This is a genomic window from Varibaculum massiliense (assembly GCF_900106855.1).
Taxonomy (GTDB): Bacteria; Actinomycetota; Actinomycetes; order Actinomycetales; family Actinomycetaceae; genus Varibaculum; species Varibaculum massiliense.
The window spans coordinates 515,108-539,238 of sequence record NZ_FNWI01000004.1 but is presented as its reverse complement, the minus strand read 5'-3'; the positions used below and the strand labels follow the sequence as shown (position 1 = coordinate 539,238).

Below are 24,131 nucleotides of genomic sequence, written 5' to 3'. Positions count from 1 at the left end.
CTATTTCCAGGAGGAAACACTTTGTTTAATAGCCTGTCTGATCGCCTAGCCGATTCCTTTAAGCGTCTGCGCTCTAAAGGCTTGCTGACCGAGGCGGATGTTGACGCTACCGTCTCCGAAATTCGGCGTGCCCTGCTAGAGGCCGACGTAGCGCTGCCGGTAGTCCGGCAGTTCACCAAGACGGTGCGCCAGCAAGCTTATGGGGCGGCGCGTTCGAAAGCGCTTAATCCCGGCCAACAGGTAGTCAAGATTGTTCATGACGAACTGGTAGAAGTCCTGGGGGGCGAGACCCGGGAATTACACTATGCGAAGCGTGGACCATCCGTGTTTATGTTGGCCGGTCTGCAAGGTGCCGGTAAAACCACCCTGGCCGGGAAACTGGGCAAGTGGCTGCGGGAAGAAGAAGGCAAACGCGTCCTCCTGGCTGCCTGTGACCTGCAGCGTCCCGGCGCGGTCACTCAGCTGAGTATTGTCGCCGAAAAAGCTGGGGTAGATATTCACGCCCCCGCATCCGGGGATGGGCAGGGCGATCCGGTCGAGGTAGCGCGCTCGGGATTAAACCGGGCGATTACCGAAGGCTATGACGTAATCATTGTCGATACCGCCGGTCGGTTGGGTGTTGACGAAGAAATGATGCGCCAGGCACGCGATATCCGCGACGCGGTTAACCCCCACGAGATTCTCTTCGTCCTGGACGCTATGGTGGGGCAAGACGCAGTGCAAACCTCGATTGCCTTCCGGGACGGGGTGGGCTTTACCGGGGTAGTGCTGTCCAAACTCGATGGTGACGCTCGCGGCGGGGCGGCGCTTTCGGTGCGGGGAGTAACCGGGCAGCCGATTCTTTTTGCCTCTACCGGCGAAAACTTGGGTGATTTTGAGCGTTTCCATGCCGAACGGATGGCCGGACGCATCCTCGATATGGGCGATATGCTCACCTTAATCGAGCAAGCCCAAAAGGCCTATGACCAAAAAGAGGCCGAGGCGCTGGCTCGCAAGATGCAAAAAGGCCAGTTCACCCTGACTGATTTTATGGCGCAATTGCAGCAGCTGCGCAAGATGGGGTCGATGAAGAAACTGATGGGAATGCTGCCCGGCATGAATCAGTACCGCGACCAGCTAGATGCTTTTGATGAAAAGAGCATCGACCGGATTGAAGCCATCGTAAACTCCATGACCCCACAAGAACGCGACGATTTATCCTTGCTGAACGGTTCGCGCCGTGCCCGGATTGCGCGTGGTTCTGGCACCACCGTTACCGAGATAAATGGGCTGGTAGAGCGGTTTACACAGGCTGCAAAAATGATGAAACGCATGTCCAACGGGGGAGGTATGCCGGGAATGCCTTCCATGCCGGGAATGCCGGGCGGACGCGGGGGCGCCACCAAGAAGCAGCGCAAGACCGGCAAGAAGAATCGCCGCAAGTTCGGAAACCCCGCGAAGCAAAAACAGTGGGAGGCCCGGCAAGCTGTGAAAGGCGAGGAAACGGCTCCGGCACCCGCTGCCGGCAGTGCCTTCGGAATGGGGGCTGCTCAACCCGCAGCCCCGGCCGCTGCTCCCACTTTGGATGACTTGCCCGATGACTTGAAACGGATGTTGGGGCAGCGATGAAGCTGCTGAGCGGAAATTTTTATTACCGTAAGCAAGCTAAGCAGGCTCCCCGCTGGGTGCGGGGGCAGTTACCGATTACCGAGGATGGACACTTCGGGGCGTTTAGAGAAGATAACAGCGCTGACGGCGACTATTTCCTGCCCGGATTTTGCGATGTGCATTGCCATATTGGGTTTGCGGCAGTAGGGGAGCTGGCTACCCCGCAAGAAGCATTAGCGCAGGCGCAGGCAGATCTAGGCTGCGGAATCTTAGCCATTCGAGACTGCGGAAACCTAGAGTATGCCCCCGGGATTTTGGACAACCCCGCACTGCCGCCGATTATTCGCTGCGGCCGCCATATTGCTCGCCCCAAACGTTATATGCGCTTGCTGCCGGTAGAGGTAGAAAACCTGAGCGATTTACCGCAGGTGATGGCTAAACAGGCAGAGCGCAGTGACGGCTGGGTAAAAATCGTGGCCGACTGGATTGACCGCTCGAAGGGAGCAGATTCAGATTTAGATCCCCTGTGGCCCACCGAAATCTTGAAAGAAGGGATCGCGGCTGCTCACGAGGCAGGGGCGCGAGTAACCGCGCACGCATTTTCCCATAAAGCGATCGCGGGACTGCTAGACGCCGGGATCGACTGCATTGAGCATGGCAGCGGGATCGATGCCAATCAGGCTCAAGAGTGCGCCCGGCGCGGGATTCCCGTCACCCCAACCTTGTTGCAAGTAGAGCTGTTTAACCAGTTCGCGGCGCAAGCGGGGCAAAAATACCCAGTCTATGCGGCGACTATGCAGAAAATGTGGGAGCAGCGGCGCGAACACTTTGCAATGCTCCACGCCGCGGGAGTGCATCTGCTGCCCGGAACCGATTCTGGTGGTTACCAGCCGCATGGAGAACTGGGGCGAGAACTGTCCCTGTGGGAACGCGGCGGGGTAGAGACCTGGGAAATTATTGATTTTGCAACTTGGCGTGCCCGTGACTATCTGGGGATTGGCGCCATTGAACCGGGGGCGCGTGCCGATTACCTGCGCTATTCCTCAGATCCGATTGGCGACCCGAAAGTGGCGGTTAAACCCGAAAAAGTGGCACTATTGGGCAAAGAGTTCCCGGGTAAAGTCCCCACTTCCTAGGACTAATAACCTAAAGAGGGTAATAATAGAAGCTATGAGCACTTCGGGAATGAGCCTTGACCATGCGCTAATGATCGTCGCGGGGGAGGCGGCGCAACAGGTAGGAGTCTACCTGCGCAAAGCCTTCCGGGCGCCCCTAGAAGTGTTCTTGAAAGCCGGTATCCACGATCCGGTCACTATCCATGACCGCTACGTGGAGGCGCGGTTGCAGTACCTGCTAGGAAGCGCGGTTCCTGGCTCCCGGATCTTGGGGGAGGAAACCGGGGAGCATGTCCTCGAGAAAGAAAAAGTTGCCGCCGCCGGAACCTTAACTTTAGAGCAGGTTCAACGCGCTAGCTGGGAAGGAGGGTGCCGGCAGGGGCTAGATCCGATATTGGTTGAGGAATTTGCCTGGGAGCAGGCCCAGCCCCACCGGCGGGAGGATGCTCCGGGAGTAGGCGAACTGGCGGAAGCAAAAGCGCTAGTAAAAGACTTGGGTACTCGGGTGCGTTGGATAGTGGATCCCATTGATGGCACCGCGAACTTTGCCTCCGGAGTAGCTTATTTCAACACTTCCATTGGAGTAGAGCTTGAGGGAAAAACGGTGGCAGGCGCAGTTTATGTTCCCTATACCCGCGAACTTTTCATCGCTGATGCTACCGAAGCCACCCTGTATGAGGGGGAGCGAGCCGCGCGCATGCGTGCCGAGGGCGCCCACGCTGAAAGTGAAGGCATCATCACCGGCTATTTCCCCTTCCGTGATAGGAATCCGCAGCGAGTAGAAAAATCTTGGCAGATGGCGGCCCGTCTGGCTGATGCTTATGCCACCGTTCATTCTCCCGGTGCCGGCGCTCTTGACCTGGCACAGGTAGCCGCCGGGCATACCGCAGTCGCCTTTGGAACTGCGATGCGCCCCTGGGACGTGGCGGCCGGGATCCACCTGGTGCGAGTTGCCGGAGGCAACGTTCACACTTTTAAAACCCGTCATAACCAGGAAGAACCTGAGTATTTACGGGGAGCGTTCGTGGCTAGCGCCCGTGGTCTAGATCCGGTTACTGCCCGTGCCGCAGTCGAACAGTTTATTTGCGCTTTTCAATAGTTTTTCCGGATTTCACCGCAGTCGGGGCGGTGAATAAGTGCGGCAGAAGGCTGCTTGGTGATTAGCTCGCAGCCACACTGCAGGTAGCTAGAGGTGTGAAACTGCTCAAAGAAGCCGCCCTAGCGGGGAATAAAGTAGAAACCTGGCGCCAAAATCTGGCAGAATAGCTAGTTGTACCGGGCCAATACACCCCCTCTCTGTGTGGCGGCCTTGTCTCGAGGGCTTGATCCAGGCCGTATCCCACCGGCTAGGGCGGGCGCTCAGCAGTCAATAGAACAGGAGAAACCACAAAAGTGGCAGTTCGTATTCGTTTAAAGCGTATTGGTAAGATTCACTACCCGGTGTACCGGATTGTAGTGGTAGACAGCCGCAAAAAACGCGACGGTCGCGTAATCGAAGAGGTTGGACAGTACAACCCCAACGAGGAACCGTCTTTCATTCAGGTCAAGTCGGATCGGGTGCAGTACTGGCTCGGCGTGGGGGCGCAGCCCTCAGACGCAGTTCGCCGGTTACTGGTACTCTCAGGCGATATTGCCCGCTTCAACGGTAAAGAAAACGTTGAAAGCTGGATTAAGACCAAAGAAACTCTTAGCAGCGACCAGGCTCGCGAAAAGAACGTGAAAGCCGCCGCGGACGAGGCACAAAAGCGTAAAGCCAAGGCCAGCGAAGAAAAAGCTAAGGCCGAGGCAGAAGCGGCAGCTAAGGAAGCCGAAGAAGCAAAAGCCGCGGAAGCGGCAGAATCCGCGGAAGCTGAAGAAGCTGCTCCCGAGAGCGAGGAAGCCTAATAATGTTGGCGGATGCACTAGAACATCTAGTTAGTGGAATTGTCGATCACCCCGAAGATGTGCGGGTGGATGAACGCAGTATGCGGCGCGGCAAGCTGCTAGAAGTGCGGGTTAATCCGCAGGATCTTGGACGCGTAATCGGTCGGGGAGGACGCACCGCGCGGGCTCTGCGCAAAGTTATGGGTGCACTTTCCGCTCGCGGACCGGTTCGGGTTGATGTAGTCGACACCGATCGCCGTTCGCGCCGGTAACGCTAGTTTTTAGTTGCGAGCCCCATGAGGATTCATGGGGCTCGCAACTTTATCTGCAGGTATATTCTGGTGATGTGTCTAGGGGAGAAAAATGGATCTGGTAAAAGTAGGGCAGGTCGGTCCGCCGCGTGGTCTAAAAGGTGAAGTGCTGGTGCGTCCCTTTACCGACTATCCCGCCGAACGTTTCCAAGTGGGGGCAACCCTTACTACCGCCGCCGGAGAAGAATGGACAGTGGCATCCTACCGGGAAATAAAAAACCGCTACTGCCTGACTTTTTCCCATATAAACACCCGTGAAGATGCAGAATCTATCCGGGGCAGCGAACTTTTTGCCCCCGAGACTTCCCGCGAAGATGAATACGCGGCTGCCCAGTTAGCCGGGCTAGAGGTTCTTAGTCCCGAGGGCGAAACCTTGGGGGAGTGCAGCGGGCTAGAGATGGGCGGATTTCAAGATCGCCTGCAAGTAACCACCGCGGCCGGGCAGCTAGTGGAAGTGCCTTTTGTGAAAGCCTTAGTGACCGGGATTGACCTGGAAAATGGGGTAATCACCGTGGATGCCCCCGAGGGGCTGTTCTAGAGGCGCAGAAAGGCAGCAAGATGCGGATAGACATTATTTCCATTTTCCCCCAGTTCTTTGATTGCTTAGATGTTTCCCTCATGGGTAAAGCCCGCTCTAGTGGGATTTTGCAAACCCAGGTTTGGGATTTGCGGGACTGGACCGAAGATGTCCATCGCACTGTGGACCGCGCCCCCGCGGGCGGGGGCGCGGGGATGGTGATGAAACCCGATGTGTGGGGAAAAGCCATTGATCAAGTGATTGCCCAGGCAGGTGCCCCTAAAACAGTGCTGGCGATTCCTACTCCGTCGGGCGTTCCGCTCACTCAACGGCAGGTGCGCGATTTAGCGGAAAACACCGAGCATCTGGTAGTGGCCTGCGGGCGCTATGAAGGCATCGACCAACGGGTAAGCCAGTATTATCAGCAGTTGCCGGGCGTAAAGGTGCTGCCTTTTTCCCTGGGGGACTATGTGCTTAATGGCGGGGAAGTCGCCGCCGTTGCCCTGGTAGAAGCCACCTGCCGCCTATTGGAAGGTTTCGTGGGCAACCCCAATTCCTTGGTGGAAGAATCTTATGAGCTATCCGGTCTGTTAGAGTATCCAGCCTATACGCAGCCGGCTACTTGGCGCGGCCTGGATATTCCCGCAGTTTTGCTCAGCGGGGATCACCAGAAAGTTAAAAGTTGGCGCCGCCAGCAGTCCCTAATGTTAACTGCCGCTCGTCGCCCCGACTTGATCTGGGAAATAGAGCCCGGGGCTCTTCAAAAATCTGATCGCGAAATCCTGGCTGCTCAGGGAATCCTGCCTGCCCCCTATAGCCAGCGGGTACGTTTTCGCCGGGCGCGGCCGGGAGAGGCTGCCACCTGTTCAGCCATCGCTTCCCACCTATTCCCGCAGGCCTGCCCAGATTATTTACCCGCGCATGCCATTAAACGCTTCGTAGATCAAGAACTCAGTGAGCCGGCGTTTAAAGCCTATTTAGCTGACCCGGGAACCTTCATCCTCTTGACAGAAGTGGCCCCCGGCGCTCCCGGGCAAGAGGAAACCACTTGGGAAACTGCCGGCTATACCCTGACCCACGTGGGAGAGCCCGGATTTTTACCCCCCGAAGAAAACCTGGTGAAAACCGCGGGAGAAAACTGCGCCTACCTGTCTAAATGTTATCTGGATGAGCGCTGGCGCGGCTCGGGACTAGCGGGCGCCATGCTAGAAGTAACCCACGCCTACCTGCAAGAGCACTTCCCGCATCTAACCAAGATTGGTTTAGGGACTAACCAGGCGAACCGGCGGGCATTAAAGTTCTACCGCCACCACGGTTACCGCAAATGCGGGCGCCGCACCTTCCTAGTAGGGGGAATCGAAAACCACGATCTAATCGCGGTTAGGGATTTCACAGCCCACCAAGTTCCGTCTTGGGCGCAAAACGTGGCACAATAAGCAAGGTTGCATAAGTAGGCTGCGAAACCTGCCGCAGGGGGCCGCAAATGCCGCTTAGCAATGCTAGATACGCCGGCGAGACCGGCCCGATAGCTGACGTTACCTGCGGAACGAAAGCAAATGAGGAAACTACATTGAATATCATCGATGAGATTAACCAGAAGAGCCAGCGCTCGGATCTACCTGATTTTCGCGCTGGGGACACTGTTAAAGTAAACGTACGCGTCACCGAAGGTGGAAACACTCGTATCCAGGTGTTCCAGGGGGTAGTAATCGCCCGTCATGGCAAGAAACAGGCAAATGCTACTTTCACCGTGCGTAAAATCAGCTTCGGTATCGGGGTAGAACGTACCTTCCCGGTAAACTCGCCGACTATCGATTCTCTAGAGGTAGTAACCCGCGGTGATGTGCGCCGGGCGAAACTATACTACCTGCGTGAACGTCACGGTAAAGCCGCTCGCATTAAAGAGCGCCGCGACTCCTAATAACACTATTTTGTTAATCGGCTCTGCCCGCTGGCAGAGCCGATTAACTTATATGTGGCATGATGGAAACATCGAATCATGGCGGGAGCTAAAGGGATGAAAGAGACTGGAGCCACAAGCGGCTTAGGAAACCGGGGTAAAGGCAGTCTTGCCCCCGGAGGTCGACGCACGCGCAAAACTCCCTCCAAAGGGTGGCTAATGATTCGCGAAACCCTAATGATGGTGGTGGTAGCCCTGGCTATCTCGGCGATTATCAAAGCTTTTTTGCTGCAAGCCTTCCAAATCCCATCCTCGTCGATGGAACAAACCCTGCAAATCAATGACCGCATCATCGTGTCGAAACTGGTTCCCAAATACCGGCAACTTAACCGGGGTGACGTAATCGTTTTCCAAGATGATGACAACTGGTTAAAACGCGATGGCACCACCCCCAGTCCCTCCATTGCCGGAAAAATAATGATCTGGGTGGGATTACGTCCCGACGACTCCCACAACCACCTGGTAAAGCGGATTGTGGGGCTGCCTGGGGATCGGGTGCAATGCTGCGACACTAACGGCAGACTGAAAGTCAACGGAGTGAGCGTAGACGAAAGTGGATATATAAACCCTGGCAGTGCGCCCTCGTTAATCAAATTCGATGTCACGGTGCCGGCCGGGAAACTTTGGGTGATGGGGGACAACCGTTCCAATTCAGAGGATTCGCGTTTCCATATAAAAGAACCTTCGAAAGGGTTTGTGTCTGTAGACCAGGTGACGGGACGAGCCTTCGCAATCATGTGGCCGTTAAATCGGGTGTCTACGATTAAGAACACCGACGCTTTCGCGGCAGTTCCCCCCGCTCCCTAAAATGACAACCACCCCAAGCCGCGACCTGGAACTTTCCCTACTGCAGCGCGCCCGTAAACTATTTACCCCACCGAACTCTGGTACTATTCTTGCAGGTGAGGGCGGCACGGCGGCGACTAAGCTAACTTGCGTAGCCGGCATTGACGAAGTAGGCAGGGGGGCAATCGCGGGGCCTTTGGCGGTGGGAATAGCAATCATAGATGGCACCGAGGGGGAGCCTCCAGCTGGTTTAACCGATTCGAAACAGCTAACCGCTAGGCGGCGCGAAGCCATGTTTGACGAGTTAGCGGCGTGGCCGGCTGCCTGGGCGGTAGGAACTGCTAGCCCCGAGGAAATCGATCGGGAGGGCTTGACTCCCGCCTTGCGTTTAGCGGCATACCGCGCCCTGGAAACAATAGAAACAATTGGTTTTTCCCCGCGTTTACTGCTGCTTGATGGCAGTTTTGACTATCTATCGGCACCTGCAGACTTATTTGCGACCTGCGAAGCGCCCCTGCCCGAATCGACGCCGGACACCTCCTCGAGAAAAGAAATTCCCCGCGAAGTTACCACTTTGGTTAAAGGGGACGGGAAATCGGTAGTTATCGCCGCTGCTTCCGTGTTGGCGAAGGTTACTCGAGATAGACTTATGAGCGGCTTACCCGATCCGGGGTATGGCTGGGCAGCAAATAAGGGATATGCGTCCGCGCAGCACCTACAGGCAATTAGCCACTTAGGGTTGGATTCTTTACACCGCCTCAGCTGGCATTTGCAAGGAGTGCCGGCATCCGAATTCACTCGGGCTTGGCATACTCGCCGCGAAAAACGGGCGCAGCCTCCGATAGTTTTCAGTAGTCAGAGGGGATGACATTGGGCATTGAAGATCTAGAGGCGTACGAGAATCATCAGGAACTCGCCCTATTCCGTGAATACCGAGATGTGGTTTCCATCTTCAAATACGTGGTGGAAACCGATCGCCGCTTCTACTTGGCGAATCAGGTTGACGTGCAAATGCACAATAATGGCGGGGATGTTTTCTTTGAAGTAACTTTGCAGGACGCCTGGGTGTGGGATATTTATCGCCCCTCCCGTTTCGTCAACCGTGTCAAGGTTTACTCGTTCAAAGATATTAACGTTGAAAAACTGCCCGAATCAGAAATAACTATTTAAAATACTGACCCGGATAGTGTATTTACCTAACCGAGATGACGAGCGGCTGTTACCATAGAAGGAAAGTGTTAGGCATTTTAACGATGGTTTATATGCAGAAAGGCTGACAGTGTCCAAGATTAATGCTGTGGCGCCGGACTGGTCCGGGATAGCTTTCCATAACGACTCATTTGTCGACGTATCCAGCGAGGATTACCGTGATAAATGGGCAATAATGTTCTTCTATCCGGCGGATTTTTCCTACGTTTGCCCCACTGAACTAGAGGATTTGGCAGACAACTATGCCCAGTTGCAGCGGATGGGGGTAGAGGTCTATTCAGTTTCTACCGATAAACATCACTCCCATAAGGCCTGGCATAAAACCTCGAAACGGATTCAAAAAATTTCCTTCCCCATGGTAGCCGACCCTACCGGCAAAATCTCGCGTGCCTTCGAGGCCTTGGACGAAGAATCCGGCTGTGCCTATCGCTGCACTTTCTTGATTGATCCCAGCGGGATTATTCAATACGTAGAAACCACTTCCGATGCAGTCGGACGCAGCGCCGGGGAACTGCTGCGGAAAGTGCGGGCGGCACAATATATTTACGACCACCCGGATGAAGTTTGTCCCGCGAACTGGGATTTGGGCGAAAGCACGATTACTCCTACTTTTGATCTGTCCGGAAAGCTATAAATATGTTAGAAGAACAAATCCTTGACCAGGTAAAACAAGTTATTGGATTAGTTAAATACCCGGTAGAGTTCGCCACTTCCCTGGATTATTCTGAACAGTCCAAGCAGACCTCCGAAATCCTGCATCAGATAGCGGGATTATCGGATAATATCCAAGTCAAATGGGAAGAAAACCAGCGCAAACCCTCTTTTGCGATTCGGCGAGCTGATTCCGATATCAGCGTGCGTTTCGCGGGGGTGCCGACTGGAACTGAGTTCAACAGTTTCGTGTTGGCGCTGTTGCAGGTGGGCGGACATCCGGTGAAGGCTGACGCCGATATTATCGCCGCGATTAAAGAAATCGATGAACCCGCCGAGTTCACCAGTTATGTTTCGCTTTCCTGCATGAACTGCCCGGACGTAGTACAAGCCTTAAATGCAATTTCGGTTATCAACCCGCTGATTAAGCACACCACGGTGGATGGGGGAACTTTCTGGGAAGAGTTCGAGCATCTGCATCTGCAATCAGTACCCACGGTGATGAAGGATGGGGAAGTATTCCTGCAGGGCAGGGCAACTTTAGAACAGATTGTTTCCAAGATTGGACGGGGAATGACGGGGCTGCGCCTGAAGCGTTTGAATGCCCTGGAGCCTTTCGATGTGCTGGTAATCGGGGGAGGCCCGGCCGCTACCGCCGCGGCAGTATATGCGGCGCGTAAACAGTTGCGGGTCGGGTTAGTGGCAGACCGCATCGGGGGACAAATCCTGGAGAGCGGTCAGATCGAGAATCTAATTACCCTTGAACGCGTCCAACCCGAGGATCTAGTCGCCACCTTTAAAGCGAACCTACGCGATTACGCAGTTGAGCAGATTGGTGGGATTCAGATTGAAGCCATTGGGCAGCGCGGCGAGGACGGGCTGATTCCGCTGACTACCGAGGGCGGGGCTTGTCTGCGCGCGCGTACCGTGGTGATTTGTACCGGCACCAGTTTTAGGCGTCTGGATATTCCTGGTGAAGAACAGTACTTGAACCGGGGGGTTACTTTCTGTCCTCACTGCGACGGTCCATTGTTTGCCGATCGCCGGGTTGCAGTCATGGGAGGGGGAAACTCGGCAGTCGAGGCGGCAATTGATTTAGCGGCATTGGCTCGGGAAGTTACTCTGATTGACCTAGCTGAAAAACTGCAGGCTGATAAAGTGCTGGTCAATCGGCTCACAGAGCTGCCCAATACCCAAGTCATCAGTTCTGCCAACGCTACCAGGGTGATCGGGGATGGTCATCGGGTTACCGGTCTGGAATATCAAGATGCCCAAGGGCAGAAACACAGCCTGGATCTGGACGGTATCTTTGTGCAGATAGGCTCGATTCCTAACACTGACTGGTTGCCAGAAACTATGCAGTTAGAAAACGGGTATATCAAAGTAGATAACCAGGGCGCCACTTCGGTACCCGGAATTTTTGCCGCCGGGGATTGCACTAACACTCCTCATAAGCAGATTGTGATTGCCCTGGGTGCGGGAGCTAATGCCGCCCTGGGAGCTTTTAACTACTTGATCCGCTGTCCCCAGCACGGTGAGCAGCTGTATTAACGCCTTTATCTTCGAGGGGGCGGGTAGGTCTATCTCGGTCTTCGACGCTGTACAACGGGTTATCCCCAAGGGGAGGTAATCCGGGGTTTTCCTTGCCCAAAAAATAAAAAGTTTCCTTTACCTGCCTGCAGAGTCAGTCTTGAGGCATGGCAAGTAAGAACCGGGTAATCGGGGCGGCGGGAGAAGATCTGGCCGTGCGGATGCTGAAAGAGTGCGGTTACCAGATTATCGACCGTAACTGGCGCTGTCGTTTCGGAGAGCTCGATGTTATCTGCCGGGATCCGCGTTCGGCGCGCCTAGTATTTGCCGAGGTAAAAACCCGCACCACCCAGCAGTATGGGGGAGCTCGGCGCGGGATTGGGCGCGAAAAATATAGCCGCTTGCGCCAATTGGTGAGTCTTTGGCTTTCTGAGCACCCAGACCTGGGTCAAGGGTGCGGGGTGCGCATCGATTTGATTGCTATTGATGTATCCGGTGGAAAAGTGCCGGTGATTAACCACTGTCGGGGGATCTAAAAATGGCACAAATCGGAACTTGTTATGCCCTGGGAATGGTGGGCTTGAATGGTCATTTGATTAAAGTTGAAGCCCATCACACTCAAGGTTTACCGGCATTCGCCCTGGTAGGGCTGCCAGATGCTTCACTTAGAGAATCTCGGGCTCGGGTGGAGGCTGCGATTGCCTCCACCGGGCTGCGCTGGGAACCTACCCGGCTTACGGTTAATCTTTCCCCGGCGGAACTGCCTAAGACTGGTTCCGGTTTTGATTTACCAATTGCCCTGGCAGTGGTGGCTTCCCGCTTTGCCGGGGTACAAAAACGGGCAGAGGGGATGGTGTTTTGCGGGGAACTGGGTTTAGACGGGCGCGTCTATCGGGTAAAAGGAATCTTGCCCCAGGTTTTAGCGGCGCGGCGGGCTGGCTTCAAGAAAGTGATGGTGGCTGCCGAGGCAGTCGCCGAAGCCTCCCTAATTGAGGGAATAGAAATCATCGGAGTATCGCACCTGGTAGAAGCACTGTCTCATTTAGGGATGCGGAAAATGAAAGACCGGGTAGCGCAGCTTAAAACCCTCGATAAACCAGATTCCCTGGCAGCGCCGGCTGCCCCGGTACTGGAAGATTCCCCAGATTTGCAGGAGGTACGGGGAGCGTTCCTGGCACGCAAAGCCTTGGAAATAGCTGCTGCCGGCGGACACCACCTAAGTTTCATCGGAGTTCCCGGATCCGGGAAAACCATGCTGGCACGTTGCCTACCGGGGATTTTACCGCCTTTAAATGATGAGGAAGCCTTAGAAGTGACCTCGATTCACTCCCTGGCGGGAACTTTTATGCCCGCAAATGGCCTAATGCGTTGCCCACCCTTTATTGCCCCGCACCATTCCGCTACCCTTCCGGCTTTGATTGGGGGAGGCAGCGGAATCGCCACCCCCGGCGCAATCTCCTTAGCGCACCGGGGCGTGCTTTTCCTGGATGAAGCCCCCGAATTTCAAACCCGCAGCCTGGATGCTTTGCGCCAGCCTTTAGAAACCTCAAAAATAACCGTGCATCGCTCGCGGGCGGTTACCAGTTTCCCGGCAGCCTTCCAGCTGGTGATTGCGGCTAACCCTTGCCCGTGTGGAATGTGGGGGCAACTGGGAGGGGAATGTAAATGTACCCCTTATCAGCGGGTACGGTATTTAGCGCGGCTTTCGGGACCGCTTATGGATCGCATCGATCTGCAGTGCCGGGTAGGGCGACCAAAAATTAGCGATTTAACCACTGAAGAATTACCCGAGAGCAGTAAAACCGTGCGCGAGCGGGTGTTGACTGCTCGAGAACGCGCGCGTTATCGCTGGAAAGATCAAGGAATTGTCCTGAACTCGCGCATTCCCAGCCGCATTTTGAAGCAGTATTTAGATTCCGCCACTAAAGACCGCCTAGATCGCCTGGTGGGATCGGGACGAATCTCTATGCGGGGCGCTGACCGTATCTGCCGAGTGGCGTGGACAGCTGCGGATCTAAATGGCAGAGATAAACCCACCAACGAAGATTTTGGTCTGGCCTATTCGCTGCGAACTTCGCAGCGCTCCTAGGAGGAAACATGGAAGATAATCATCAGTACCGGCTGGCATGTGCTAGTTGGTCAATGTTAACAGAGGCCGGAGATCTGACAGCAGATTTGCTCCTTAGTGAACTCGGCCCGGTTGCCGCCCTAAAAATTGCCCGCCGCGCCGCCAGTGAGCATCCACAGCGATGGCACAGATATTTACCAGCAGAGCTGCTGCGACGTACCGGCGGAGACAAATGGGACAAGTCATTTTCCCGTTGGCGGTCTCGCCTAGAAGTCCTAGATTTACCCGCTCTAGAAAAGATGCTTTCCCGAGGACGTTTTAAACTGCTTACTCGCCGCGATGCGGATTGGCCAGCCGCGTTTACAAATGTCGCTAACGCACCCTGGGCACTGTGGGCAATCGGGGATACCTCCCTGCTAAATAAGGAAAGCGAGAAAACCGTGGCGATGGTAGGGGCGCGCGCCGTTTCCAACCTGGGACACGATATCGCCACCGAACTTGCGTGGCGTTGTGCCGGAGAGGGGATGACCCTAGTTTCCGGGGGTGCTTATGGAGTAGATTGTCTGGTTCACCAGGCGTGTTTGCGGGCAAAAACTCCGACCATTAGTCTGCTGGCAGGCGGTCTGGATCGACCATACCCGGCTATGAATTCGCAGATGTTTAAGCAGATTGCGCGGGGAGGGCTACTGCTTAGTCAATATCCGCCCGGATCGCGCCCCACCCGGTGGCGATTTTTAGATCGCAATCGCCTAATCGCGGCGTTATCGGCAGCAACTGTGGTTATCCAGGCGGGTTTTCGTTCTGGAGCGCTCAATACTGCCCGGCACGGCATGGAGCTAGGGCGCCAGGTAGGGGCAGTTCCCGGCCCCATTAACCAACCCGAATGGGCGGGCTCCAACCAGTTAATCCGAGATGGCGCCACCTTGATTAGCGGCGCCGAGGACGTGTTAGAAATGATTGCACCCCTAGGGACGGTAACTAGCGAGCGCACTCGGGTGCAAGCAGGTTACCTGGACGGTCTGGATTCTCTAAGCGCCCGAATTCTGGATGCCACTCCGCTGGGTAGCCTGGCTGATGCCGCGGCAATTGCCCGCGCCAGCGGGGCAGCTATCGAGGAAGTGCTATCTGTTATGGGTAATCTGGAAATGGATGGTCGGGTAATCCAAGTCGATGGCAAATGGAAAAAGGCGGGGGTCTAAAGATGCGAGCGGTAAAACGAGGGGAAGCCTTAGAGGACTATCGCCGTTATCTGCAGTATGCCAAATCATTCTCGCCAGCCTCCATTAAGGCTTATCTAGCGGATTTGCGCGGGTGGCTGGATCATTGCGGAATCAGTGAAGAGCAATCCATTTTGCCGGCCTGTACCTTGCTGGCGGCGCGTAACTGGTTGGCGCAGTTGCGTACGCAAGGACAAACCGCCACCACTATTGCCCGTAAAATCGCGGCGCTGCGTGCCTTCTCAAAATGGGCAAAACAAAATCAATTGCTGGAAACGGATTTTGCAAAGCAACTTCGTACCCCGAAAACTGCGAAAAATCTGCCGCACACCCTATCGGTTTCGCAAGCTGAACAGCTGTTAGCTTGGTGTGAAAGTCAGGCGGATACTAACGCGGTGATGGCACGGGATTGGGCTATCTTCGAATTGATTTACGCTACCGGGGCGCGGGTGGGCGAGATCTGCACCTTGGTACCGGAAGATATTGATTTCAACTCGCGTACGGTGCGGCTATGGGGCAAAGGATCTAAAGAACGAATAGTCCCCTTTAGCCCCCAGGCCGAAAAAGCCTTGCGTTTTTACTTGCAGAGGGCGCGGGGCGAGCTACAAAAATCACCGCCTGCTGACGCCCTATTCTTAGGAGCCCAAGGGGGGACAGTTTCGGAAAGGATTGTGCGGGGGCGTCTGCATCGCGCCTGCGCCCTGGCGGGGGTACCCGATTTAGGACCGCACGGTCTGCGACACTCGATGGCCTCCCACATGTTAGCGGGCGGGGCTGATCTGCGAGTAATCCAAGAAATGTTAGGACATTCTGCGCTATCGACTACTCAGCGCTATACCCATGTAGATGCTCATCGCCTAATCGGTGCCTATCAGCAGGCTTTCCCCCGCGCCTAGCATCTTTTGGGGGTCTTTACCGACTGCTAGCAGCAAGAAGCTAGTTTAGGGGTCGGGGAGCAGACGAATCGGCCCCAGGATTAGCAGCAGGGGATTCAAGTAGTGGCGGTCATCGATTTTTGCCCCAAAATGTAGCCCCGGATGTCCCTCCTCCAAGGTTCCGATCTTTTGACCAGCCTTAACCGCTGTACCTACCGCTAAGTCACTTTTCACCGGGGTATAGGTAGTGCGAATCAGCTCCGAATGTTTAATCGAAATACTGGGTTTGCCGGCGATGGTGCCGACAAAGAAAACGGTTCCTTCCCGCGCACTAAAAATCTCGCTGCCTGCCGGCATAGCTAGGTCAACTCCCCGGTGTCCGCTGCCCCAAGGGGAGCTTGGGGGATCAAAAGGTCGCAGAATCTGGACGCGATGGCGACTTGGCCACTGGTAATATCCAATCTCTCCCGCAAGCTGCGCCAGGTTCACCGTTTTCCCAAATCCTTGAGCGCCAGTGTTAGCAGAGGCAAAGGGGGCTGGGGAAGTGGCCAGCAGTAAGGTCGCCCCCAAAGCTGCTAGTAGCGCCCCGAAGGAGTAGGGATTCTTGTTCACCCCCTCAGCTTGCGCGCCCGTGACCTCTGAAAAAAATTGGTAATAAGTTAACCAGGAAGTTGCGCTCTTATCTACCCCTGAGGACAAACTAGGGGAAACTAGATAGATAGCCGAGAAAACCGCAAGACCAGCTGAAAAACAAACCAGGAGCAACCGCCAGGATTAGTGGGGCATTCGTTGGTAACTGAATAACCAGTCGGGAACGTCTTAGGAAGAGAAATAGCCAGTATTTCCTTTGAAAACTGTCAGCAGATTAACAATGCTCAGCACCACTTTCAGCTTGGGCTAGCTACCTCAAGACCGCTAAGATAGCACTTAGCACCTGGATAACCAGGTGACTTCGCGTACGACTACCAGCCTAGCTGGGTCACGCTGGCTTCGGTCCTGTTTTTAGGAAGATTACCTGGGGGCAACCCGAAAGTGATCTCTACCTGATGAAACGGGTGTCAGCGGACGTCGTGCCAGGAACCGAATGGAAACCGTAAGCGGGGCGATAGCCCCAAAAACGCGTGCGCCTTAGCGCACTGAAAGGAAGTCATGGCGGTAGTAACCATGTCTGAGCTGCTCAAGAGCGGCGTTCACTTTGGACATCAAACCCGGCGTTGGAACCCTAAGATGAAGCCCTTCATCTTGACTGATCGCAACGGTATTTATGTAATCGATTTGGCGCAGTCTCTCGATGGAATTAATCGTGCCTACGATTTCGTGCAGCAAACTGTGCTGCGCGGGGGAAATATCCTTTTTGTCGGCACCAAGAAACAAGCCCAAGACTCCATTGCCGAGCAGGCAGAGCGGGTAGGGATGCCTTACGTTAATCAGCGCTGGTTAGGTGGTATGCTCACCAACTTTGGGACTGTACACAAGCGTTTGCAGCGTCTGCGTGAACTAGAACAAATCGACTTTGACGATGTTTCCGGTTCCGGACGCACTAAGAAAGAACTGCTGATGATGCGCCGTGAGAAAGATAAACTCGCCCGCACCCTGGGCGGTATTCGCGATATGGCGCGTATCCCTTCTGCTATCTGGGTAGTTGACACCAATAAAGAGCACCTGGCAGTGGCAGAAGCCAATAAACTCAATATCCCGATTGTGGCGATTTTGGATACCAACTGTGATCCAGACGAAATCGAGTTTGGGATTCCCGGCAATGATGACGCTATCCGTTCGGTAGCCCTGCTCACCCGGATTATTGCTGATGCCTGCGCCGATGGCTTGATTGCTCGCTCGCAAAAGGCAGCTGCGAAGAAAGAAGCTAGCGAAGATACCGCTACCGACAGTGCGGATGCCGCCGCAGCCAGTGAAGAACCCTTGGCGGATTGGGAACGCGAACTGCTAGAAGGCTCCACCCCGGGCGAAGCCAGCGAAGAGAAAGCTGAAGAGAAATCCGAAGAGCCTGCTGCCCCCGCGGAAGAGGAAGCAGCCCCGGCTGAAGCAGAAAAGTCTGAATAATCCGCTGAGGATTGTTAACGAGAGGAACATACTTATGGCTATTTCGATGCAAGACATTAAAGAGCTGCGTGAACTAACTGGCGCAGGTCTGATGGAAGTAAAGAAAGCACTGGAAGAGGCAAACGGCGACAAGGACGCAGCCGTAAAGGCGATTCGTTTGGCGGGTAAGAAATCCCTGGCTAAGCGGGAAGATCGTTCTACCGCTAATGGTCTGGTTATGGCAAAAGTGCTGGATACCGCGGACGGACAGGTCGGGGTAATGCTAGAGCTGAACTCCGAAACTGACTTCGTGGGCAAGTCCCCCAAGTTTGTTCAGGCCGCCGAAGAAATCATGCAGGCGCTGGTAGACAGCGGAGTAAGCACCCGCGACCAGCTGCTGGCTGCTAAATGCGGCGAAGGCACCGTGAAAGACAAGGTCGAAGAAATCGGCGCCCTCTTCTCCGAAAATATTGTTTTGGGTAAAGTTACCCGGATCGAGGGCGAGGCGGTGACCAGCTACCTGCACTACTCCTCCGCGGATCTGCCTGCGCAGGTCGGGGTATTGGTAGCCACCGATAAGGCCGGCGCCGAAGTCGCTCACGATATTGCGTTGCACATTGCCGCTTACAGCCCCCGTTTCATTGACCGCGAGGAAGTTCCCCAGTCCGAACTGGATAAGGAACGCGAAACTCTGCGGGAAATGACCATTAAAGAGGGCAAGCCCGAAAAGATCGTTGACAAGATTGTGGAAGGTCGGATGGGTTCCTTCTACAAAGACAACTGCCTACTAGACCAGGATTTTGCGAAAGATCCTAAGAAGTCGGTAGGACAAATCGTGAAGGCGGCCGGCGGTAAAGTTACCGCTTTTGCCCGTTTCCACGTAGGGTCTTAAGCAAATAAAGATGTGGCCTCAGGAAAATCCTGGGGCCACACTTTTATGTCCAGGGGACTGCACCCGGGTTTTACCGGGACAATCAAGTAAGAAACATTTGGGGGTGACCCCAGCCAGTAATCTTCGGGTTAAGGTAGTAATAGGTTGCCTACCGACCAGTAACGATATTTTAAGGGGACAAGGGTGAACCAAGAAGTCGCGAATAAACAACGCAGAGTGATGCTGAAAGTGTCTGGAGAAGTCTTTGGAGGCGGACACGTCGGCATGGATCTGGACGTAATTAACTCGGTAGCTCACCAGATTGGGGCTGCAGTTGAGCAAGGAGTCCAGGTCGCAGTGGTAGTCGGCGGGGGAAATTTCTTCCGGGGGGCGGAACTATCCCAGCGCGGTCTTGATCGGGCGCGCGCCGACTATATGGGAATGCTGGGAACGGTAATGAACTCCCTGGCCTTGCAAGATCTGCTGGAACAGGCAGGGGTAACCACCCGGGTACAGACCGCGATTACCATGGGACAGATTGCCGAACCCTATATCCCCCTAAAAGCAGTGCGCCACATGGAAAAGGGGCGGGTAGTGATTTTCGGTGCCGGCTCGGGTCTCCCGTTCTTTTCTACCGATACCGTGAGCGCCCAGCGCGCCCTCGAAACCCATTGCCAAGAGTTATTAGTAGGTAAAAACGGGGTTGACGGGGTCTATAGTGCAGATCCCAAGCGCGACCCCAATGCCACCCGTTTTGACTACCTTACCTATCAGGAAGCCCTACAGAAGGGGCTAAAAGTTATGGACGCCACCGCCTTCAGTCTTTGTATGGACAATGGTCTTAATACCCGTGTTTTTGGTATGTCCGAGCCTGGCAACGTTACTTCCGCCCTCCTGGGTGAGACAATCGGTACATTAGTTTCTGCTGAAAAGGAGTAGCCAAGTGATTGACGATATTCTGCTCGAGGCCGAGGAGAAAATGGAAAAAGCCATCGAGTTTTCTCGGGAAGAGTTCACTGCGATTCGCACCGGGCGCGCTAATGCCGCCATGTTCAACCCGATTTTGGTGGAGTACTATGGGGCGCCCACGCCTTTGCAGCAGCTGGCCACGATCAATATCCCCGAGCCGCGCACCGTGCTGATTTCCCCTTATGATAAATCCTCTACCAATGATGTTATTAAAGCAGTTCGTGACAGCGACCTGGGGGTTAACCCCACCGATGAAGGTAACCACATTCGGGTGACTCTGCCGGAACTGACTGAAGAACGTCGCCGTGATTACGTAAAGCTCGCGGGACAAAAGGCCGAGGAAGGTCGGGTATCCATTCGTGGTATCCGCCGTAAAGCCATGGACCAGCTGGGCAAGCTAAAGAAAGATGGCGATGCTGGCGAGGACGAAGTGGCGCGTGCCGAAAAAGAGATCGAGGCTTTGACGAAAAAGCAGGTTGACACCATGGACGCCCTGCTAGAGGCCAAAGAAAAAGAACTAATGGAGATGTAGTTGAATCAACGTCCCCACGCCATAAGCGAGGGATCTGCCTCTGTTATGAACCCGGAACCTATGAAGAATCCGCCCGTGAAAGCTAAAAAGTCGCGGGCAGGACGCAACCTACCTGCTTCGATTGGAGTGGGCGTAGGGCTCGGAGCCTTGGTGCTGGCATTGCTATTGGCACCCACGGTCTTATTCCTGGTGTTTGTAATGGTAGTGGCGATTATGGCGGAAGTAGAGATGGCCAGAGCCCTCGCACGTATCCGGATAAAGCTGTGTCTGCCTCCTTTATGGGTAGGCACTATCGGGATGATGCTTTGCGCCTATCTGCTAGGACCGGAGGGACTGTGGGCGGCGCTGCTGGCGACCCTGATTACTTGCGCGATTTGGCGTCTAAGCGTGGGGCCTTCTAAGTTCGCTACCCGTGACCTTTTAGCTACCTGCTTTGTCGCTATCTATTTGCCGTTCTTGGCCTCTTTTGTGGTAATTATGCTGCATAACCCGCATCACCCGGCGCCAATTATCCTCTGGATTGTCATCACTATCTGTAATGACATTGGTGGTTATGCGGCGGGGGTGCTTAAAGGTAAACACCCGATGGCTCCGGCAGTTTCTCCCGCGAAAAGCTGGGAAGGTTTCGCCGGCTCGGTGGTGATGTGTACGGTGGCCGCCGCTATCGCCATCTGGGTGACCGGAACTCCGCTTTGGGCAATCGCGGTACTGGGGATATTAACCCCGGTGATCGCCACCTGTGGTGACCTGGGGGAATCTCTGATTAAGCGAGATTTACAGCTAAAGGATATGGGGCACCTATTGCCCGGTCATGGCGGGGTGATGGATCGCTTGGATTCGCTGCTAATCACGGTGCCGCTGTTCTTTGTAGTTTCCCTATTTATCTTTTAAGGGCGGCAGCAATGGCGAAAGAAAAAGCCCTGGGAAAAGGTAAAACTACGGTTAAATCCAGGGGAAAGGCAGGTGCTCTCCCCAAGAGTGCTGCCAGTGATAAAGACCTGATGCGCCGGGCTCGCCCTCGCCGCGATCCTGCCCAAGTAATGCCCACGGATCAAGCCCCCGAAGGCGCCAGAAGCCCGGATGCGCGTCCGGTGCTACGTTTTCAAGCAACCAAGCGGGTAAAACCGCAGGTACATTTAGCGGATTTTGATTTGGCGGGGCGCAAAAAAATGCTAAAAGAGGCCGGTTTTCCGGCTTTTCGCGCTGACCAGTTATCGCGCCACTATTTCACGCATCTGACAACTGATCCGCAGCAAATGTCGGATCTGCCCGCAAATGGGCGCGAAAAACTCACGGATCTGGCTTTTCCGCCCCTGATTGAGCAAGTAGTGGTACGTAGCGGTGACCAAGGAATGACCCGCAAATACCTGTGGCGGCTTTTTGATGGTGCCGAAGTGGAATCAGTGCTGATGCGCTATCCTTCCCGCGCCACCTTGTGTATTTCATGCGAAGTGGGATGCGGAATGGCCTGCCCGTTTTGTGCCACGGGGCAAATGGGGCTGACCCGTAATCTTTCTACCGCGGAAATCGTGGAACAGGTGCGTCTGGCACGTAAAGCCTGCGAGGAGGGCGAACTGGGCGGGGATCCCTGCCACCTCTCCAACGTGGTGTTTATGGGGATGGGCGAGCCGATGGTGAACTATCGGGCAGTGCTAGGCGCGGTGCGCCGTCTGATCGCTGAGCCCCCGGAAGGATTCGGGATGTCGGCGCGGGGAATCACGGTTTCGACCGTGGGACTGGTGCCGGGAATCAAAAAACTGACGGAAGAAAAAATCCCGCTGACCTTGGCGATTTCGCTGCATGCCCCCGATGACGAATTGCGTGACCAGTTGATTCCGGTAAATTCTAGGTTCAAGGTTAGCGAACTCTTAGATGCCGCCTACCAGTATTTTCAAGCTACCGGTAGGCGAGTCTCCATCGAATACGCCCTGATCAAGAATATGAATGATCAAGTTTGGAGGGCGGGGCTGCTGGCAGATTTACTTAATGCTCGCGGGCATGGCTGGGCGCATGTGAACCCGATTCCTTTAAATCCCACTCCCGGATCCATCTGGACGGCGAGTGAATCCCACGCTCAAGCCGAATTTGTGGATACCCTGGAAAGTAGAGGTATAACTACCACTATCCGCGATACTCGCGGACAGGACATTGACGGAGCGTGTGGCCAATTGGCGACCAAATCTCGGAAGGAGAGGGCTGGCAAATGAGTGAGAACAGCTTTCCGCGAGCCGGTTTTTTTACGCGGGGATACGACCCATCCCAGGTAGACGAGTTTTTTGCTAAAGCTCGTAAAGCCTACGAGGGTGGGGTGCCTGCGGAAAAGTTCTCGGCTGCCCAGGTGCGGGGTGCGCATTTTGACCTGGTGCGGCGGGGCTATCAAACTAGCGCCATCGACCAGGCAATGGATCGCCTAGAGGCGGCGTTCGTGCGCCGGGATCGCGCCGATAACGTGGCGGTTAATGGTTCCCAAGCCTGGATGGAGCGGGTTGCGCAACGGGCAACCACGCTTTATCCTCGGATGCTCCGTCCCCGGGGCAAACGTTTTGCCCACCCGGATGGTAAAGGTTATGACGTTGCCCAGGTAGATGAACTCCTTGACCGTTTAGCGGAGTATTTCGACTCGGATGAGGGGATGACTTCTGCCGAGATTCGCAACGCCACTTTTAAGACCGCCAAGAATGAAAAAGCCTATAAAGAGGGCGTAGTTGATGCCTATCTCTCGCGGGCGATAGAGGTATTGCTGGCGGTAGAATAACCGTTTGCGGGCGGGACGCCGCCAAAATAATACTGGTGATTGGGGAGAGGTAGTGCGCGACGTTTTCATCTTGGGATCAACCGGATCCATCGGCACCCAAGCCCTAGAAGTTATCACTCAAAATCCGGAGCGTTTTTGTGTCCGCGCCCTTAGTGCCGGTGGGGCTAACCTTGCTTTGCTGGCGCGCCAAGCCGTCAGTTTCCGCCCGGAGATAATAGCGATTTCTTTAGATAAGGGCGAGGAATTTGCTGATGCGCTAGCTGCGGAGCTTTCCGACAGCAAAGCAAAATATCAACCCGAGGTTTTGACCGGGGAAGATGCTAGTGAGCTTTTGGCTAGGCGAGCTGACCGCGAAGCGGTGGTACTCAATGGGATTACCGGTGGAGTGGGCTTGGCTCCCACTTTGGCGGCATTGGAAAGCGGAGCCACCCTGGCATTGGCAAATAAAGAATCTTTGATTGTGGGCGGTGCCCTAGTGAAAGCAGCCTGTCAGCGCCCTGGTCAGATCGTACCGGTTGACTCCGAACATTCGGCGATTGCCCAGGCTTTGGCTAGCGGTGTCCACCATAAGGGGCTAACCAGTGTAAACCAGGATGGATGCAGTGAAGTTAGTCAGATTATCCTCACTGCTTCCGGTGGACCTTTCCGGGGTAAGAAACGTGCGGATTTAGCTCAGGTCAGCGCGCAGCAAGCGCTTAACCACCCCACTTGGTCGATGGGGCCAGTGGTAACTATCAATTCTTCTACCCTGGTGAACAAGGGATTAGAGCTGATAGAAGCACATCTGCTTTTCGACGCTGAGCCGGAAAACATTGTGCCGGTGATTCACCCGCAGTCGATTGTTCACTCTGGGGTTACTTGGCGCGATGGTGCCACTATTTTGCAGGCCTCCCCGCCCGATATGCGCCTGCCGATTGCCTTGGGGTTAGATTGGCCGGCGCGCCTAGAAAAACCGGTTACCCCCTTGGATTTCACTAGCGCCCAGCAGTGGCAGTTCGAGCCGGTAGATCATGAAACTTTCCCGGCGATAAAACTGGCTCGAGCCGCAGTGGCAGCCTCCGCCTCCCACCCGGCGGTCTATAACGCCGCCAATGAAGTTTTTGTTGATGCCTTCCTTAACGGAAACTTGCCCTACTTGCAAATAGTGGATTCTTTAGCGCAAGTTTTATCGGAACATACCGGTATTGATAATCCGGATTTAGGGCAAATAATGGACGCACAAACCTGGGCGAAAGCTAAGGCTCAGGAAATTGTCATAAACACTAGGTAGGCTAC

The 24,131-nt window shown here is 54.9% G+C and carries 26 protein-coding genes; 25 read left to right on the top strand and 1 reads right to left on the bottom strand.

The annotated features are described in order from the left end of the window. Positions 1-21: 21 nt before the first annotated feature. The 17 genes from ffh to BQ5456_RS02425 all read left to right on the top strand — a co-directional run bounded on the left by ffh (position 22) and on the right by BQ5456_RS02425 (position 15,710). Entirely contained in the window at positions 22-1,608 is a 1,587-nt protein-coding gene (ffh, locus tag BQ5456_RS02505) for a signal recognition particle protein (protein ID WP_071128598.1), read from the top strand. Continuing rightward, positions 1,605-2,723, top strand: a complete 1,119-nt coding sequence (locus BQ5456_RS02500; RefSeq protein WP_071128597.1) for an amidohydrolase family protein — start codon at positions 1,605-1,607, stop codon at positions 2,721-2,723. The genes ffh and BQ5456_RS02500 overlap by 4 nt, the downstream gene beginning before the upstream one ends. 34 nt (positions 2,724-2,757) lie before the next feature. Further along, the gene (locus tag BQ5456_RS02495) at positions 2,758-3,801 is read left to right on the top strand and encodes an inositol monophosphatase family protein (RefSeq protein WP_083378316.1); all 1,044 of its coding nucleotides are present in this window, start codon (positions 2,758-2,760) and stop codon (positions 3,799-3,801) included. 293 nt (positions 3,802-4,094) lie between these two features. Beyond that, positions 4,095-4,586, top strand: coding sequence for a 30S ribosomal protein S16 (gene rpsP, locus BQ5456_RS02490; RefSeq protein WP_071128595.1), 492 nt, complete (start codon positions 4,095-4,097; stop codon positions 4,584-4,586). Positions 4,587-4,588: 2 nt separating this feature from the next. Then, the gene (locus tag BQ5456_RS02485) at positions 4,589-4,837 is read left to right on the top strand and encodes an RNA-binding protein (RefSeq protein WP_071128594.1); all 249 of its coding nucleotides are present in this window, start codon (positions 4,589-4,591) and stop codon (positions 4,835-4,837) included. A gap of 91 nt (positions 4,838-4,928) precedes the next feature. Further along, positions 4,929-5,414, top strand: coding sequence for a ribosome maturation factor RimM (gene rimM, locus BQ5456_RS02480; RefSeq protein WP_071128593.1), 486 nt, complete (start codon positions 4,929-4,931; stop codon positions 5,412-5,414). Positions 5,415-5,434: 20 nt separating this feature from the next. Beyond that, positions 5,435-6,829: a tRNA (guanosine(37)-N1)-methyltransferase TrmD gene (gene trmD / locus BQ5456_RS02475; protein WP_071128592.1), complete on the top strand. Its 1,395-nt coding sequence runs from the start codon at positions 5,435-5,437 to the stop codon at positions 6,827-6,829. A 134-nt stretch (positions 6,830-6,963) separates the two neighbouring features. Continuing rightward, a complete protein-coding gene (gene rplS, locus BQ5456_RS02470; RefSeq protein ID WP_071129893.1) occupies positions 6,964-7,314 on the top strand; it encodes a 50S ribosomal protein L19 in 351 nt (116 codons plus the stop codon). Positions 7,315-7,392: 78 nt separating this feature from the next. Then, the gene (gene lepB, locus BQ5456_RS02465) at positions 7,393-8,160 is read left to right on the top strand and encodes a signal peptidase I (RefSeq protein WP_205407842.1); all 768 of its coding nucleotides are present in this window, start codon (positions 7,393-7,395) and stop codon (positions 8,158-8,160) included. A 1-nt stretch (position 8,161) separates the two neighbouring features. Beyond that, on the top strand, positions 8,162-9,007 hold the full coding sequence (locus tag BQ5456_RS02460) for a ribonuclease HII (RefSeq protein ID WP_071128591.1): 846 nt from the start codon (positions 8,162-8,164) through the stop codon (positions 9,005-9,007). Continuing rightward, positions 9,004-9,309 carry a DUF2469 domain-containing protein gene (locus BQ5456_RS02455; protein WP_022864068.1) on the top strand — a complete coding sequence of 102 codons (306 nt, stop codon included), beginning with the start codon at positions 9,004-9,006 and terminating at the stop codon, positions 9,307-9,309. The genes BQ5456_RS02460 and BQ5456_RS02455 overlap by 4 nt, the downstream gene beginning before the upstream one ends. 127 nt (positions 9,310-9,436) lie before the next feature. Next, on the top strand, positions 9,437-9,982 hold the full coding sequence (locus BQ5456_RS02450; RefSeq protein WP_456243171.1) for a redoxin domain-containing protein: 546 nt from the start codon (positions 9,437-9,439) through the stop codon (positions 9,980-9,982). A gap of 2 nt (positions 9,983-9,984) precedes the next feature. Further along, on the top strand, positions 9,985-11,550 hold the full coding sequence (gene ahpF / locus BQ5456_RS02445) for an alkyl hydroperoxide reductase subunit F (protein WP_071128589.1): 1,566 nt from the start codon (positions 9,985-9,987) through the stop codon (positions 11,548-11,550). 146 nt (positions 11,551-11,696) lie between these two features. Continuing rightward, positions 11,697-12,065, top strand: a complete 369-nt coding sequence (locus BQ5456_RS02440) for a YraN family protein (protein ID WP_071128588.1) — start codon at positions 11,697-11,699, stop codon at positions 12,063-12,065. A gap of 2 nt (positions 12,066-12,067) precedes the next feature. Beyond that, positions 12,068-13,618 (top strand): YifB family Mg chelatase-like AAA ATPase, encoded by a 1,551-nt coding sequence (locus tag BQ5456_RS02435; RefSeq protein WP_071128587.1) that lies wholly within the window; start codon positions 12,068-12,070, stop codon positions 13,616-13,618. 8 nt (positions 13,619-13,626) lie between these two features. After that, complete coding sequence (gene dprA / locus BQ5456_RS02430) at positions 13,627-14,796, top strand: DNA-processing protein DprA (RefSeq protein WP_071128586.1); 1,170 nt, start codon at positions 13,627-13,629, stop codon at positions 14,794-14,796. A 2-nt stretch (positions 14,797-14,798) separates the two neighbouring features. Next, positions 14,799-15,710, top strand: a complete 912-nt coding sequence (locus tag BQ5456_RS02425) for a tyrosine-type recombinase/integrase (protein WP_071129891.1) — start codon at positions 14,799-14,801, stop codon at positions 15,708-15,710. A 45-nt stretch (positions 15,711-15,755) separates the two neighbouring features. On the opposite strand, the gene BQ5456_RS02420 is transcribed toward BQ5456_RS02425, so the two are convergent. Then, the gene (locus tag BQ5456_RS02420; RefSeq protein ID WP_071129890.1) at positions 15,756-16,301 is read right to left on the bottom strand and encodes a M23 family metallopeptidase; all 546 of its coding nucleotides are present in this window, start codon (positions 16,299-16,301) and stop codon (positions 15,756-15,758) included. Positions 16,302-16,838: 537 nt separating this feature from the next. Between BQ5456_RS02420 and rpsB the strand changes: the two genes are divergently transcribed. The 8 genes from rpsB to dxr all read left to right on the top strand — a co-directional run bounded on the left by rpsB (position 16,839) and on the right by dxr (position 24,126). Next, positions 16,839-17,750, top strand: coding sequence for a 30S ribosomal protein S2 (rpsB, locus tag BQ5456_RS02415; protein ID WP_071128585.1), 912 nt, complete (start codon positions 16,839-16,841; stop codon positions 17,748-17,750). Between the two features lie 34 nt (positions 17,751-17,784). Continuing rightward, on the top strand, positions 17,785-18,621 hold the full coding sequence (gene tsf, locus BQ5456_RS02410) for a translation elongation factor Ts (protein WP_071128584.1): 837 nt from the start codon (positions 17,785-17,787) through the stop codon (positions 18,619-18,621). Between the two features lie 219 nt (positions 18,622-18,840). Continuing rightward, positions 18,841-19,539 carry a UMP kinase gene (gene pyrH, locus BQ5456_RS02405; protein ID WP_071129888.1) on the top strand — a complete coding sequence of 233 codons (699 nt, stop codon included), beginning with the start codon at positions 18,841-18,843 and terminating at the stop codon, positions 19,537-19,539. Positions 19,540-19,543: 4 nt separating this feature from the next. Beyond that, positions 19,544-20,101, top strand: a complete 558-nt coding sequence (frr, locus tag BQ5456_RS02400; RefSeq protein ID WP_071128583.1) for a ribosome recycling factor — start codon at positions 19,544-19,546, stop codon at positions 20,099-20,101. 75 nt (positions 20,102-20,176) lie between these two features. After that, complete coding sequence (locus BQ5456_RS02395; RefSeq protein WP_205407841.1) at positions 20,177-20,992, top strand: phosphatidate cytidylyltransferase; 816 nt, start codon at positions 20,177-20,179, stop codon at positions 20,990-20,992. Between the two features lie 110 nt (positions 20,993-21,102). Continuing rightward, the gene (gene rlmN, locus BQ5456_RS02390) at positions 21,103-22,308 is read left to right on the top strand and encodes a dual-specificity RNA methyltransferase RlmN (RefSeq protein ID WP_071129887.1); all 1,206 of its coding nucleotides are present in this window, start codon (positions 21,103-21,105) and stop codon (positions 22,306-22,308) included. Next, a complete protein-coding gene (locus BQ5456_RS02385; protein WP_071128582.1) occupies positions 22,305-22,856 on the top strand; it encodes a DivIVA domain-containing protein in 552 nt (183 codons plus the stop codon). The genes rlmN and BQ5456_RS02385 overlap by 4 nt, the downstream gene beginning before the upstream one ends. Positions 22,857-22,860: 4 nt before the next feature. Beyond that, positions 22,861-24,126 carry a 1-deoxy-D-xylulose-5-phosphate reductoisomerase gene (gene dxr / locus BQ5456_RS02380; RefSeq protein ID WP_235858517.1) on the top strand — a complete coding sequence of 422 codons (1,266 nt, stop codon included), beginning with the start codon at positions 22,861-22,863 and terminating at the stop codon, positions 24,124-24,126. The last annotated feature ends 5 nt before the right edge of the window (positions 24,127-24,131 follow it).

Coding starts and splice junctions, on each gene's coding strand:
- rpsB (WP_071128585.1), top strand. CDS start 16,839: ATGGCGGTAGTAACCATGTCTGAGCTGCTCAAGAGCGGCGTTCACTTT.
- BQ5456_RS02460 (WP_071128591.1), top strand. CDS start 8,162: ATGACAACCACCCCAAGCCGCGACCTGGAACTTTCCCTACTGCAGCGC.
- trmD (WP_071128592.1), top strand. CDS start 5,435: ATGCGGATAGACATTATTTCCATTTTCCCCCAGTTCTTTGATTGCTTA.
- BQ5456_RS02485 (WP_071128594.1), top strand. CDS start 4,589: ATGTTGGCGGATGCACTAGAACATCTAGTTAGTGGAATTGTCGATCAC.
- BQ5456_RS02440 (WP_071128588.1), top strand. CDS start 11,697: ATGGCAAGTAAGAACCGGGTAATCGGGGCGGCGGGAGAAGATCTGGCC.
- BQ5456_RS02495 (WP_083378316.1), top strand. CDS start 2,758: ATGAGCACTTCGGGAATGAGCCTTGACCATGCGCTAATGATCGTCGCG.
- tsf (WP_071128584.1), top strand. CDS start 17,785: ATGGCTATTTCGATGCAAGACATTAAAGAGCTGCGTGAACTAACTGGC.
- BQ5456_RS02425 (WP_071129891.1), top strand. CDS start 14,799: ATGCGAGCGGTAAAACGAGGGGAAGCCTTAGAGGACTATCGCCGTTAT.
- rimM (WP_071128593.1), top strand. CDS start 4,929: ATGGATCTGGTAAAAGTAGGGCAGGTCGGTCCGCCGCGTGGTCTAAAA.
- rlmN (WP_071129887.1), top strand. CDS start 21,103: ATGCGCCGGGCTCGCCCTCGCCGCGATCCTGCCCAAGTAATGCCCACG.
- dprA (WP_071128586.1), top strand. CDS start 13,627: ATGGAAGATAATCATCAGTACCGGCTGGCATGTGCTAGTTGGTCAATG.
- BQ5456_RS02455 (WP_022864068.1), top strand. CDS start 9,004: ATGACATTGGGCATTGAAGATCTAGAGGCGTACGAGAATCATCAGGAA.
- BQ5456_RS02500 (WP_071128597.1), top strand. CDS start 1,605: ATGAAGCTGCTGAGCGGAAATTTTTATTACCGTAAGCAAGCTAAGCAG.
- BQ5456_RS02435 (WP_071128587.1), top strand. CDS start 12,068: ATGGCACAAATCGGAACTTGTTATGCCCTGGGAATGGTGGGCTTGAAT.
- ahpF (WP_071128589.1), top strand. CDS start 9,985: ATGTTAGAAGAACAAATCCTTGACCAGGTAAAACAAGTTATTGGATTA.
- BQ5456_RS02385 (WP_071128582.1), top strand. CDS start 22,305: ATGAGTGAGAACAGCTTTCCGCGAGCCGGTTTTTTTACGCGGGGATAC.
- lepB (WP_205407842.1), top strand. CDS start 7,393: ATGGCGGGAGCTAAAGGGATGAAAGAGACTGGAGCCACAAGCGGCTTA.
- pyrH (WP_071129888.1), top strand. CDS start 18,841: ATGCTGAAAGTGTCTGGAGAAGTCTTTGGAGGCGGACACGTCGGCATG.